12 protein-coding genes and 1 riboswitch are annotated in these 13,247 nt (G+C 50.6%); of the genes, 1 reads left to right on the forward strand and 11 read right to left on the reverse strand.

All coding sequences use genetic code 11. The features are described from left to right. Positions 1–344: 344 nt before the first annotated feature. From cobD to EKG38_RS17860, 11 genes are all read right to left on the reverse strand, one after another. Positions 345–1,463, reverse strand: a complete 1,119-nt coding sequence (cobD, locus tag EKG38_RS17810; protein ID WP_126521592.1) for a threonine-phosphate decarboxylase CobD — start codon at positions 1,461–1,463, stop codon at positions 345–347. Continuing rightward, the gene (gene cbiB, locus EKG38_RS17815) at positions 1,460–2,365 is read right to left on the reverse strand and encodes an adenosylcobinamide-phosphate synthase CbiB (RefSeq protein WP_126521594.1); all 906 of its coding nucleotides are present in this window, start codon (positions 2,363–2,365) and stop codon (positions 1,460–1,462) included. Before cbiB ends, cobD begins: the two co-directional genes overlap by 4 nt. After that, on the reverse strand, positions 2,355–3,722 hold the full coding sequence (gene cobA, locus EKG38_RS17820) for a uroporphyrinogen-III C-methyltransferase (RefSeq protein ID WP_126521596.1): 1,368 nt from the start codon (positions 3,720–3,722) through the stop codon (positions 2,355–2,357). The genes cbiB and cobA overlap by 11 nt, the downstream gene beginning before the upstream one ends. Then, positions 3,719–4,492, reverse strand: coding sequence for a precorrin-4 C(11)-methyltransferase (gene cobM / locus EKG38_RS17825; RefSeq protein ID WP_126521598.1), 774 nt, complete (start codon positions 4,490–4,492; stop codon positions 3,719–3,721). The genes cobA and cobM overlap by 4 nt, the downstream gene beginning before the upstream one ends. Continuing rightward, positions 4,489–5,352, reverse strand: a complete 864-nt coding sequence (cobJ, locus tag EKG38_RS17830; protein ID WP_126521600.1) for a precorrin-3B C(17)-methyltransferase — start codon at positions 5,350–5,352, stop codon at positions 4,489–4,491. Before cobJ ends, cobM begins: the two co-directional genes overlap by 4 nt. Further along, the gene (locus tag EKG38_RS17835) at positions 5,349–6,164 is read right to left on the reverse strand and encodes a sirohydrochlorin cobaltochelatase (RefSeq protein WP_126521602.1); all 816 of its coding nucleotides are present in this window, start codon (positions 6,162–6,164) and stop codon (positions 5,349–5,351) included. Before EKG38_RS17835 ends, cobJ begins: the two co-directional genes overlap by 4 nt. Before the next feature lie 110 nt (positions 6,165–6,274). Next, the gene (locus EKG38_RS17840; RefSeq protein WP_126521604.1) at positions 6,275–7,801 is read right to left on the reverse strand and encodes a cobalamin biosynthesis protein; all 1,527 of its coding nucleotides are present in this window, start codon (positions 7,799–7,801) and stop codon (positions 6,275–6,277) included. Further along, on the reverse strand, positions 7,801–8,559 hold the full coding sequence (cobI, locus tag EKG38_RS17845; RefSeq protein ID WP_126521606.1) for a precorrin-2 C(20)-methyltransferase: 759 nt from the start codon (positions 8,557–8,559) through the stop codon (positions 7,801–7,803). Before cobI ends, EKG38_RS17840 begins: the two co-directional genes overlap by 1 nt. Continuing rightward, positions 8,556–9,812 carry a precorrin-6y C5,15-methyltransferase (decarboxylating) subunit CbiE gene (gene cbiE, locus EKG38_RS17850; RefSeq protein ID WP_126521608.1) on the reverse strand — a complete coding sequence of 419 codons (1,257 nt, stop codon included), beginning with the start codon at positions 9,810–9,812 and terminating at the stop codon, positions 8,556–8,558. The genes cobI and cbiE overlap by 4 nt, the downstream gene beginning before the upstream one ends. Beyond that, positions 9,809–10,465 carry a precorrin-8X methylmutase gene (locus tag EKG38_RS17855; protein WP_126521609.1) on the reverse strand — a complete coding sequence of 219 codons (657 nt, stop codon included), beginning with the start codon at positions 10,463–10,465 and terminating at the stop codon, positions 9,809–9,811. The genes cbiE and EKG38_RS17855 overlap by 4 nt, the downstream gene beginning before the upstream one ends. After that, complete coding sequence (locus EKG38_RS17860) at positions 10,465–11,580, reverse strand: cobalt-precorrin-5B (C(1))-methyltransferase (RefSeq protein ID WP_126521610.1); 1,116 nt, start codon at positions 11,578–11,580, stop codon at positions 10,465–10,467. The genes EKG38_RS17855 and EKG38_RS17860 overlap by 1 nt, the downstream gene beginning before the upstream one ends. A gap of 161 nt (positions 11,581–11,741) precedes the next feature. Continuing rightward, positions 11,742–11,915, reverse strand: a riboswitch (cobalamin riboswitch). A gap of 264 nt (positions 11,916–12,179) precedes the next feature. Between EKG38_RS17860 and yegS the strand changes: the two genes are divergently transcribed. After that, positions 12,180–13,121, forward strand: a complete 942-nt coding sequence (gene yegS / locus EKG38_RS17865; RefSeq protein WP_126521612.1) for a lipid kinase YegS — start codon at positions 12,180–12,182, stop codon at positions 13,119–13,121. Positions 13,122–13,247 lie beyond the last annotated feature (126 nt).

A 13,247-nucleotide genomic window follows, 5' to 3' on the forward strand; every position in this document is an offset into this window, starting at 1 on the left:
TCTCCTTAAAATACCCGGAGGATTAGACATAATGTAAAACTTCATGCCCCAGGCGGGATTGCCAAACATATCGAGAGTAACCATTTATTGTCACAAGATAGTCGAAAGCTCACATAAATCCGATTTAACGGCCTTAACCGTACACGATTATGACCTCAGTTATACAGATGTGAATTCTCGTAAAACAGTTATTAATAATATAAAGCACTCGTGTTAGAGATCATACTCATCACTGTGCATTTTGTGACTCATGGCGTCATATTTATCTGCGCCAGCCGCCGACAGGCGTAGAGTTGGGGCTGGCATGCTTTTATGGGGAATATAGGCAGAGGCAGCTCTGAATATTATGCCTGTTTAAACTTGATTTCAGCTAAAACGGTCTGCAAAACATCGGTTAGCCTGACCCACTGTTTTTCATCTGCAGGAAGACCAAAGCGTAGGGCATCGCGCTCATCGGTTAACCGCGTCAATATCCCATGTTGGCACAGTCGTTCGAACCACAGAGGCGCCTGTGGTAGATATACACATTGAAATAGCGAAGTACCGACAACCGGCGCCTCTAGACTTGATAACAACTGGCACAAACGCTCACTCGATTGGTTTAGCCGATTAATCTGCATCTGCTGCCACTCGATATCGGCAAAAGCCCGGGTACAGACAAATCTTGCGGGGCCATTGAGGCACCAGGGACCTAATAGCTCCTGCATGGCTAGCCTCACCTTCTGTGGTGCAAAGACGAATCCAGCTCTGACTCCCGCCAGGCCAAAAAACTTTCCTATGGATCGCAAGATGACTAAGTTTGGGCTAACGACTGAGTTCAGGCTTGCTTCTGGTGTCATATCCATAAAAGCCTCATCGACAACCAGAAAGCCATTTTTTTCCGACAACAATTCTAACCAGACGTTGAGTTGAGCTGCAGGGATCAGACCTGCGGCCGGATTATTGGGGTTAATAACCAGCAAGACATCACATCTGTCTATCTGCTCAGGCGTTGGCCGTTGGTCAGATTCAGGGGCTCTCTCATCACCAGCCTCATTCTCACTATCACCTTTATCGCTATCCTCCCCATACTCACAGTTATTGCCATGCTCACTATTATTACCATAGTATTCTATCTGCCATCCCCGCATCCGCCATGCCCTTTCATGCTCCTTATAACCCACCTTAGGCAGCAAGACTCTGCCGGGGCCATCGCGCATTGACGTTAATACTTGTGGCAGACATTGAATCGCCGCCTGAGAACCGGCAACGGCCAAGGCATTGTGGCCACCATAATAACGGTCGGCCGCCGGAATTAAGCCATCTTCCTCCTCCGGTAAGCGATTCCAGCACGAGGGTGGAATATCCGGTACAGGGTAGTGCCATGGACTCACGCCAGTAGATAGGTCCAGCCAGTCTGACTCGTCGATTCCATATTTTTCAGCCACATCCCGAAGGCGGCCACCGTGATGCAATAAGGTCATAACACTCTCTCAAATAAAGCCAATATCAATAACAGTGCAAGCCAATAGGCAGCACTTAGCCATACAAGACGACACGCTCGTGGAATATCGCCGGCTTGTGCCGGCCTGCCAGTACCCAGCAGAGGTTTATCACAGCGATAACCATCATATTCTGCTGCGCCTCCCATCGTAATATTCAGGCTGCCCGCTCCGGCGGCCATCACGACACCACCGTTGGGACTGGCACATTGAGGTGCCTGCTCACGCCAGCAACTCAGTGCGAGAGTGACGTTACCTCCCAGTGCATAAGCCAATGCACATAGGCGCGCAGGAATATAATTTAACAGATCGTCAAATTTTGCCGCTCCCCAGCCAAAATTAAGGAAGGTCTCATTCTTATAGCCCCACATGGCGTCTAAGGTATTACTGAATCGATACACCAGCGCACCGGGAACCCCGGCGACACAAAACCAAAATAGTGCGCCGAACAGTGCATCGTTGCCATTTTCTAATACCGACTCCAGTGTCGCATTGACAACCTGTTGTTCGGTCAGGTTTTCTGTCTTACGGCTGACAATCATGCCGACCCTCTTCCGTGCCAAATCTAGATCGCCATGTTGTAGCGCCAGCCCTACGGCATTGCCATGTTCAGACAGGCTTCTACCACCGATAACCAGATAGAGAATCAAGGCATCGAGCCACCAAAGGCGCGGTGCCAACAAGAAAGGTAATATCGGCAATAACACCACTATCACCGCCAATACACCCCTCGCCTTTGTCGGGCGCCAGAGAGTACGCTTGACCCATGCTGCATAACGCCCCAGCCCAACTAAGGGGTGAAAATGAGTCATCTCACCCAATACTCTGTCGAGCACTAAAGCCAGTGCGACGATACCGGCGCAGTAGAGGGGATCAGGCCACATGGCGATTCTGCTCCGGCGTCAACAGGGCCAATGCCTGCCCGATATCATCGAATGTCACCAGATGATGCGCTATCCCTTGTTGGCTCAGAATATGTGCCAGCTTAGGTTTTGTCGTCACCAGATATCGCCAGTTAAAGAGATCCGGTCGCGTTATTATCATCTCCATGACTGCGCTATCATCCACCCAGCATATATCCAGCTTCCCCATAGAGAATTTAGGTGCCGTGACATTGAGCTGACAGCCGCATAAACCGGCGTCATTGTCACTGGATACCAATGACAATGACGACTCTGGCGCCCGCTCGCTTTCCTCAATGAATACCCCATAGCGAGCCAAATGGCACAAAGCCGATTTTGTCCCCGTTATTTGCCATGGCCAGAGGCGTATATCCATTTTATGTTCCGCTGCAGATGCCTGTAGCGCTTTGGCGGCATCTTCATCGGCAAGCCAGAGTGTCGTGGATCCCATAATGCGATTCCAATCGAAGGGATTAAAGCCGCATTCCATCTCGACTCCCGGCCCCTTTATCACCTCGGCGCCGATAACGCGCAAGGTTTCAGCCATCTCTTCGTGTTGACTCGGTACCATCACCGAACGCCCTGCCAGTGGTAACTTGCTGCGCCAATCCAGTTCCGATGAGAGCTCGACCACCTGACCCATGATCACCAACACAGGACTGCCGTCGCTGTGAATATCGGCATCCATCACCTCATCGACCTTACCTAAGGTCGTAGTGAGCAGCTTCTGTTTATAGCTGGTTGCCGAAGAAACAAGCGCCACCGGCGTACCCGGATCCCGCCCTTCGGCAATCAACTTCGCCGCATGTAATGCTAATTTTTTCGCCCCCATATACAGCACTAAGGTTCCGGAGCTCTTGCCCATAGAGGCCCAACTGGTCAGAGTTTTAGAGGGCCTGTGACCACTCACGAACGTCACATCCGATGCCATACCATTGCTGGTCAACGGGAACCCTGCATAGGCGGCTGCCCCCAAGGCGGAAGTGATCCCGGGAACTATCTCATAATCGATACCGTGATGACTCAGACTACGACACTCTTCGGTTGCGCGGCCGAAGATAAAGGGATCACCGGACTTGAGGCGCAATACCGTCCTGCCCGCCAAAGCCTCGGCAACGACATCAGGGTGCATGCCATACTCGATGCTGCTGCCACAATACCCACGGTAGCCCACGGGCATCATTTCCTTTTCGGCAGGCACCAAAGATAGAATAGCCGGACTGACAAGCAGGTCATAACAGACCACATCACAGGAAGACATCAACTTTATCGCACGCCAGGTCAGAAGACCGGGATCTCCCGGGCCAGCTCCAACCAGAAACACTTTTCCTGGATTCATGAGTTCGCCTCCACATTTCTGGCACGACGAAAACCATGAGAAAATGTGTTGTCATAGAGTTTTGAATCGTTAAAGTCTTTTTCTTGCAAAACTTTACTCACAATGATCATGGCAGTCGCTTTTATGCCCGCGGCCTCTACTTTCTCGGTAATATCAGCTAAAGTGCCACGAATGATCCGCTGCTCGGGGTGAGAGGCTTTCTCGACGACGGCGATAGGCCAATCATCTGAATAGACCTCTTTTAGCTCACGTACCACTTTGCGGATAAGACTAATAGAGAGAAATAGGCATAGAGTCGCTTCATGTTTTGCTAATGACTTAAGATTCTCTTTGTCCGGCACGGGCGTTCGACCGGAGGCACGGCTCAAGATGATGGTTTGACATACCTCTGGCAAGGTTAATTCCTGGCCCAATGCAGCGGCACTTGCCTGAAAGCTGCTGACCCCCGGAACGACTTGCCAGTCGATATCCAGATCATCGAGCCTGCGAGTGGTTTCGGCAAGGGAGCTATAGATAGAGAGATCGCCGGTCTGTACTCGTGCCACATCCTGATTATTATCATGTGCCTGCTTACATACAGCGACAATTTCATCGAGATCCATAGCTTCAGAGCTTAAAACCAGTGCATCTTCGTTTGCACGGGCCACCACTTCAGCCGGAACCAAGGAGCCTGTATAAAGAACAACCGGACAGCGCTCGACTAATTTAGCCCCTTTAACTGTGATCAGATCTGGATCTCCTGGGCCTGCACCAATAAAGTATACGGTCATGCTAATTCTCCTACTTCTGTATTAAGGCTTCTGCCACGTTTCTGGCCCGGTTTAACTGACCCGTTTTCAAAATGATATTTACGGCTGTAGCCGCGAGGGGTGATGATCTTGTCACCAAATCTGTAACTTTGACTGTTGCCTATGATCACCGCAGCTGTCATACCAAATTCACACTCTACAAAGTCGCCAAGTGTCGAAATAGTGATAGTTTGTTCTTCACGATAAGCATCTTTCACAATGGCGACCGGCGTCGCGGCATCACGGTGCTTGAGTAAGATATCCCTAGCGATGCGAATGTGTTCCTGACGACGACGTGAACGAGGGTTATAAAAAGTGACCGCGAAATCCGCCTCGGCAGCCGCGGCAACACGTCGCTCGATCAATTCCCAAGGGGTCAGTAGATCAGAAAGTGAAATAGTGCAGCTATCGTGACCTAAAGGGGTGCCTACCAAAGATGCACAGGATGTAGCCGCCGTCACACCGGGGATCATATCGACCTTTAACGCATCCCCTTCATTCCAACCACTATATTGAAGCAATTCATAAACCAATGACCCCATGGCATAAATACCGGCATCTCCCGATGACACGACCACAACTTTACGTCCGCTTAATGCTTGTTCCACGGCAACTCTTGCTCGTTCCACTTCACTTGTCATACCGTTAGCAGTGATATCTTGATCTGTAATCACAAAATGCAGGGAGTCGATATAGGGCTTATAACCCACAACGGAATCCGCGGCCTCGATAGCTTCACGTGCCATCGGGGTCAGTAATTTTTCACTGCCGGGACCAATACCCACGATACTCAAGGTGCCGTTTATTTTTGGCTTGTCGTTCATAGTTAACTTGTCGCTCATGTTCGAGAGGCTCCTAATTTAAGTAAACATTCAGAGGTTTGCTCTATGAGGGCCTCTTTAACTTCCGGTAGGTCTAACAGGCAGAACCTGTCTCCACTTATAGCCTGAGCCGTCTCAACTTGTGTACATTGGCGCAGATCATCGGCAATATTCTTCACATCATTCTCGAAGTGATTACCCGAGACTAGCAGCAGGGGGATGAGCCGGACTTTTTCGGCGCCGGTAAATTTCACCTTGAGGGTATCCGCTAATAGCGGGTAGGGATTGGCCCCCTCTAACGAGCAGGTCAGATTCCGCTCAGACAAGTTTTTCAATAAAGATTCTGCATACCAGATACTGCTATAACCCGGTGCATCCAGATTGGGAGCGCCATGGTAAATAAACAGGTTGTATTCATCTTTCATACAGGGAAATCGGTTATTGAGCGCCGCTAATATTCGGTTGGCGTATTTGACTTGATTGATTATTGCCGAAGTGTGCTCGATTTTTGACAGGCTGAAAGCCTTAAACCCTTCGATGGTTTTAATCACCTGTTGGTGCTCTTCTGTCGGAAACAGGTAACAGGAGACCACACAGATCCGCTGATACCCAGCACGATCCAGAGCGGCGAGTTGCTCCGGTAGTGTCTTAAGTTCCGGATCGGCCAGTTTATTTAACACGCTACGTGAACTCAACGCCATAAACAGATCGGTGTCGAGAAATTGAGCCGTACACAGCTTACGCAGTGCTTCGTACTTCGCCTGCTGATTGACTGAGCCAAAGCAACACAAGACTATGGCCGTGCCCTTCTTATAATGTCGCAATCTTTTCATCTATTTCTTTATCCTTAAACATTAACGTAGTGCGCTTTGCACTTTGATCAGCCCGGCCTTACCTGCACCGATCACCAGTACTCGTAGTGGTGTCGTCAAAATAAGCGGCATCATGCTGCCACCTCTTGCTCACTCAGGTATTGGCTCGGCAACAATGTTTTTAGAGGCATGTTTGTGACTAATGCCTGAAACACCTCTTTCCACTGTTCATCCGTTAGCTTGTCGACTTTTTGCAGCCATAAGGCATGATTTACACTCAGCTCTGTCTGACTCTTGCCTTGATAAATCACCATAGGAACCAGCTTGCGACAACAACCCAAACAGTGACTACGGCTCACCTTTATTCGCTTGGCTCCCCTCGCGAATCCAAACTGCTTTAATAAGGTGCGAAGGTGATGAGCTAACCCCGTCTGGCCTGGCACATCGCAGCGCCCCCCTTCACACACAATCAGATGATACAGATAGTGTTTTATGGGGCGATTAGGACAGGCCTTCATGGGTTTGTGGCTGGAATGGAGCTTGTCAGCTTGATGAGATTGCGACAGCGGGAAGTCACGGCGGCAGGCGGCTAAGGTCATATTGAAGCCATCGAATTTAAACTTGCTCTTAGGGATCAAGAGCTCGCTTCGCCCGGATGCATGCAGGCACGCCGCCTCGGCAACGGAAGAGACACCGATACATCGCTTAACAGTTTCAGACGGGTTCTCAACCCCCACTACCTTCTCAAGTGTCTGTGGATTAAAGGTATTGAAGGGGCGATCTAATCGATTCGCCGCTGCAACTATCCCGGTTTCATCCGCTTTGAGATCGATAGAGGCCAGTTCGGCGATTGAATCGATCGCAAGGAAGTTATCAGCCATAAATTTGGCCAGGCCTCTTTCAATCGCGCTTTGCGGGGTGTTGCGATCACAGCCAATACCGATAAACAGCGACCTGGGACGCCATACCACCAGCGCCAGCTCGGCACTATCGGCTAACTTTGGATCAAGATCAGTCTTGTCAGAGATAAGGATCCCAGCCTTCACATCTTCTTGTTGCAGGCGCTGCGGATCTTCGGTCAGTTCCAGATGCAGAGGCAATGGACCCGCTTGCTTCCACCAGCTGCGTTCACCGCTCTGCTGACAGATAACAACAGGTTTAGCATTTACGATGGCTGCACTGACTGAAGTAATTGATTTCTCGTAACTCGGGTCCAGGGTCCAACCAAGATGCGCTCCCATCATGTCTGCCGATAAAGTCTGTGCGTTGTCTGATGCCGTAGTCACCACTGCCTGACCTTCTAACAGAAAAGCAACACGTTCGCATAGTTCGTTAGCGCCGCCGCGATGGCCACCGCTAAATGCCACCGCATGATGTCCCTGCTCATCGACGCAGACAACGGCCGGGTCGGTGCGTTTATCGACCAGACGAGGAGCAATGATCCTGGCGGCGATGCCGACACTAAACAGACAGATATGATGGCTAAATTGGTGAAATTGCCTGTCAAAGTGAACCGACAAGGGGAAACAAAACCCAGTCTCATTGCCCTCTGGAGAGAATTGTACGCCGATAAAGAGATCCACCTCAGGCATCACTTTAGCCAGCTGACGGGCAAGTGCTACACCATTTTTAGTAATGGCATGTACCGCAATCGACATTAGGCCTGACCACCGTGGCGTAACACCCCTTTACGAACCCGAACCGATAGCTGCACAGTGGCGAAGTAGCAAAACTCTGGTGGGACATCTCTAAGATCGGTGAAGACACGCTGACGAGGGTCAGTCGCATAGGAGACATAGGTTGCACACTCCAGCAGTCCCAGAGGTTCCAATACCTTGATTAGCTCCGGCACCATGCGGCCACATTTAAGCAGCAAGATGGTATCGAACTCTTTGACCAGCTCAGTCAGTATGCTGACGCCATAAGTTGCCGGAACAACACAGAAACGCTCTTCCCCATCACAAAGCGGGACTTGAGTCGCCGCGGGTACCGCAGTTAATGAGGTGACACCCGGTACTATTTCAACGTCAAGTTCTTCGAAATGTTCATTTAAATCTTCCTGAAGATAAGCCCAGGTACTGAAGACTGAAGGGTCTCCCTCGGTAATAAAGGCGACATCTTTGCCTGCCTTGAGGTGCTCGGCTATGGTCGCCGCCCCTTCCCGCCAAGCTGGCACGGTAATGGTGTGGTCTTTGCTCATAGGGAACCATAAAAAGCTGCGCTGCCCCTGCATCAGATCTTCATCGATGGCGCCGCGTACGATAGACCAGGCAAATGAATCCTGCTGGCCCCGATTCTTCTCAGGAATAGCGATAACATCTATGGTTTTCAATAACTCTACCGACTTAAGCGTCATCAATGAGCTATCGCCAGGCCCTACACCTATTGCATAGAGTTTTCCGATTTTCTGGGTCATGTGTTATTGCCTTCTTTAGTGATCACAAACAGGTGAATTGGATTTTCTGCCTGATAACGCTGGTAATGCGCCAAGGGCTGAGAGACTGAACTTTGTAACATCACCACTTCATAGTGATATTGATTGGATTTACATAGGTCAAAAAACTCGCTGACACTGTCTAGGGTCACTGCTGACAGGATCAATTTTCCGCCCGAGGTTAACCGACTCATCACAAGTTCAACGATGGGATCAATTTGCCCTCGGCTACCGCCAACAAACACGGCATCAGGCACAGGTAAATCATCTAACCCAGAAGGCGCCTTACTCTTAACAAGGGTGAGATTATCGACTCTGTGACGCATCTGGTTTTGCTCGATCACATCGAAACATTCCGGGTTACATTCCAGTGCGTAGACCTGGCCATTCCAGGCCTGCTTGGCGGACTCAATGGCAATTGAGCCGGATGCTGAACCTATGTCCCACATCACGCTCTTGGCAGTTAACCCTAAGCGCGCCACAACGACAGCACGAGTGTTTGCCTTGGTTATCAAGCCATTTAATGGGGTGAGCACCTGATAAGCACCATCCGGGCAATGCATGGCTAAGCCGCCCCAATACGCTTGCCCTTGACGCTGCAGGAGTAATACGTTGAGAGACTCGATATCATCTATCGATGTTGCGGCTAACTCTTGAGCGGTGAACTCCCTGATACGCTCTTTACTGCCGCCAAGATGTTCACACAGAACCAGTCGCCAGCGTGTTTCATCATAGCTAAGCAAGTGTCTGGCAATAACCACTGGGTTGTGGTTATTGTCAGTAAGCAGCGCAAAGGTATCCCCCTGCTGCAGGCGAGCAACTAAGCCCGTCATAGGACGGCCATGAAGAGAGATCACCTTGACATCATCTGATGGAATCAAGGCTTTGGCGCAGGCCAGTTGCACACTGCTAGGCGAGGTGATCACCTCAACATCAATTTGTGTATCCGCTTCGCCAACCAGTCTTAGCAGCCTTTTACCTATGCCAAAAAAGAGTGGGTCGCCCGAGGCTAGCACACAGATATCTTTATCTTTTGCCGCCTCAACGATCTGAGCAAGGTAGCCATTGAGGCCACTGACAAACGTTAACCTTTCACCACGGTACTGGGGAAAGAAATCCAGATGCCGAGTGGCGCCGGCCAATAACTCAGTTTGAGCAACCGCGTTAATGGCACGACTCGTTAAACTAATGCAGCCATCATCGCCGATGCCAACTAAGGTAATGCTGCCCGTCATTTTGCGGCCTCGACCATGAGAGCATGCAAAGTCGATACGACCAGAGGGCTGCCCCCCTTACGTCCCAAAGATGCAATAAATGGCACGCGATCTTGTTCTGCCAAGGCAAGTTTCGACTCTATGGCTTTCACGAACCCTACGGGAATACCGATGATTAATGCGGGTTTCGCTTCACCGGCTTCGACCATTCTGAGCACCTCAAATAGCGCGGTTGGAGCATTACCAATGCCTACGATCCCACCATCGAGTAAACCCAGATCTCTGGCCTTTCGCATGGCCTCGACGGCCCGAGTGCCTCCGGATTCGATTGCGGTCGCCATCACCTCCTCATCGCTGATAAAGCAATGAGCCTGGTTGCCATACAGCTCCATTCTTCGTTTACTGAGCCCGGAGGTGATCATGGTCACGTCGGCCACTATGGGGCAGCCATTTCTTATAGCTTGGAGTGCAGAATCTATCGCACTCTCACTAAATTGAAACAGCTTGGCAAACTCGAAATCTCCGCTTGTATGAATGGCGCGCCGCACCACTGACCATTGCTGAGCGGTAAATTGATGACCACCGTAGCGCTCGGCCATCTCGGCATCGATAATCGAGAATGAACTGGCTTCTATATCTCTGCCCTTAGTGGTTATCTGCTTCATTGGGTCCATCAGTGATCTCCGTGGGTAACTTTAGCTAATGTCGTGCCGTCAAAATCTATAAGACGTACAGATACGACTAACTTCTTATGGGCATAATTGAAACTGTGTATGGCAGCTTGCTGACAAATGTCTGTCAAGAATGCTTGTCTGAACTCTTGGTTTTGAACGATGGACAAGAGCTGGCGCCCTGTACGCGCCTGCGCTATCGATTGTAATAAGGACGGGTCATCACAATGCTCAGTGAGTAAACCGCCTAGCCTTTCGAAATCCACCTGTCTGCCGGTAACGTGGGTCATCATGGTTCCGCAGGCTAATTTACAAAGTTTGCCAATCATCACCACCAATTCGACGCGATTCATGGCATATTTAGCGCTGGCGCGCAGCCCCACGCCGATAAAATCCCCCGCCTGAATAAAGGATGTTTGCGGCAGTCCAGAGTGAATAATCATTGCCTGCTTCTCGGTGCGGCTTCCAGTCGTTAACACCATTTGACTCAGATTTTGTTTGGCTGCGACTTGCACTCCCTGTCGCACTGAGGCGGCGTAAGCTGAGGTCGAATAGGGATGAACCGTGCCTCGGGTACCCAAAATCGAGATACCGCCTTTCAAGCCCAGCCTCTCACCTATGGTCTGTTTCGCGAGCGCTTCTCCACCGGGGACACTTATGGTGACGTCGGCCCCACTGAAGCCGTGATGGCAAAGTAAGGGAATAAGGTGGGATTCGATCATCCGTCGGGGGACAGGGTTGATGGCAGGCTCTCCGACACCGAGTTCGAGTCCCGGCAGAGTGATGGTTGCCACCCCGGGTCCTGCAAAGAAGCGCACACCCGGGCTATGGCTGACACAGACTGTGGCTACAATTTCTGCGCCATGGGTACAATCGGGATCATCGCCGGCATCCTTGATCACCCCAGCGGTGGCACAAACGTCCCCGGCCTGGTGATGCAGCAACCCGAATTTCGCCCGCTCACCTATGGGTAACAGGATAGAAACCTCGGCAGCTGAAGCGGGATCGAATATTCGCGTCAAGGCTCCCAATGCTGCAGCGGTGGCGCAAGCGCCGGTGGTATAGCCCTTACGAAGCTCACTGCCATGCTGACTACGACGAATTTTAGTTACCGTCACCCCATGACTCCACCGATGGGATCGGCAGTAATCTTAAAATTTGAATTATTAGGGTTTGAAATGTTCCACATCTTAACTTGTCCCAAAGGAAAAAAGATGCTGAAAACCAGGTAGGTAAAGACACGAATGAATTCACAAAACCGAGAGCGCCCGCCCAGTTTTACAGCTGCGTTATCAAGGTGGGTATCCTGACTCCTGGATCTATGCTTGCTGCGCCTTCCCGACTATCGTCAGTGGCTTTGCAGCTCGCTCCTCAGTTACAGTTGCGGGTACAGTCCGGAATTTACATCCGGTTCCCCTTTAAGCCGTGTGGCTCCCTGATAATGTTAAAATTTTATAATGAAACTGATCTGAGCTTCACTGTGACTTTTCACAGTAAATTCGACACAGAGAACAAAGTGGGATCTTGGTCTAATAAATCGAAGCATCGACAAGTACGTTTATCAACCAAGTTATTCGATAGCAACCAAAATAATCAACCTATAAACAGAAGCTTATGAACCATCAGAATTTTTAACGTATCTGAAGTGGTTCGCGGCTGTAAAATCCCTTCGCTTGTAGTAGGCTTTAATACACCAGTTAAAAGTGATGAAACCGCTATGAAAATGTTGATCTTGAACGGTAAGAAAGCCGGCCTTGCAGAGATCCGCCAATCTGTTTATCAGTTACGTTCACAGGGACACGATCTCTTGGTCCGCTGTACTTGGGAACAGGGTGATGTCGCCAGGTTCGTCGATGAAGCGATAAATCTGAATGTGACTCGTATCATTGCCGGAGGCGGTGACGGTACGGTCAATGAGTTAGCCGATTCACTAGCGACACTTTCCAAGCGAATCGACACTTCCAACTCTCAGAGCGATCGACTCCCTGAAATGGCGATACTGCCCCTGGGTACCGCCAATGATTTTGCCACGGCCTGCGGGATCCCGAACCAAATAGGCTCGGCCCTTGAACTCGCCGTTAATGGCACGGCACTCAGTATCGATCTGGGGATAGCGAACGACAGGTTTTTCATCAACGTCGCTTCTGCGGGCTTTGGCGCACAGATCACCGTAGAAACGCCGGTCGAATTGAAAAACTTACTAGGGGGACAAGCCTATTTCATCTCGGGCTTACTCCAGGCCATGAAGTTCACCCCTTACGAGGGAAAAGTCACCGCCAAGGGAGCCGATGGAAACATGCTCTCCCTGCAGGGGGCAGGCTTGATGGGTGCGATATGTAACGGCCGTATGGCCGGCGGCGGACAGCAGCTTGCACCTCATGCCCATCTCAATGATGGTCTGCTGGATGTAATACTGCTTGAGCACTTCCCGCCAACAGCGCTGAAACAGGTTGTCGATGAGTTATTGGACCCGACCCTGGATGGTGAGTATGTACAGCGTTTTCAGGCAACGGAAGTGGAGATACAATCGAGGCAACCGCTTCCCGTCAATCTGGACGGTGAGCCTACATCTGGTATAAATCACAAATTTGGTATTCTGCCAGCGGCGGTAAAGCTTGTCTTACCCGACGACACTCCAATCTTAATGACAAGCGTATAGTAATGCCAAGCCGTTAAACTGCCCCCTCGAGTAAGACTACTCATTGATCATCACGCCCGGCATCGGTCCCCGATAATGATAGTCTTGATGGCGGTTATTGCCCACGGCCCGCAGGCGCGTCCGTTC

It is taken from the genome of Shewanella canadensis, from assembly GCF_003966225.1.
GTDB classification, from domain to species: domain Bacteria; phylum Pseudomonadota; class Gammaproteobacteria; order Enterobacterales; family Shewanellaceae; genus Shewanella; species Shewanella canadensis.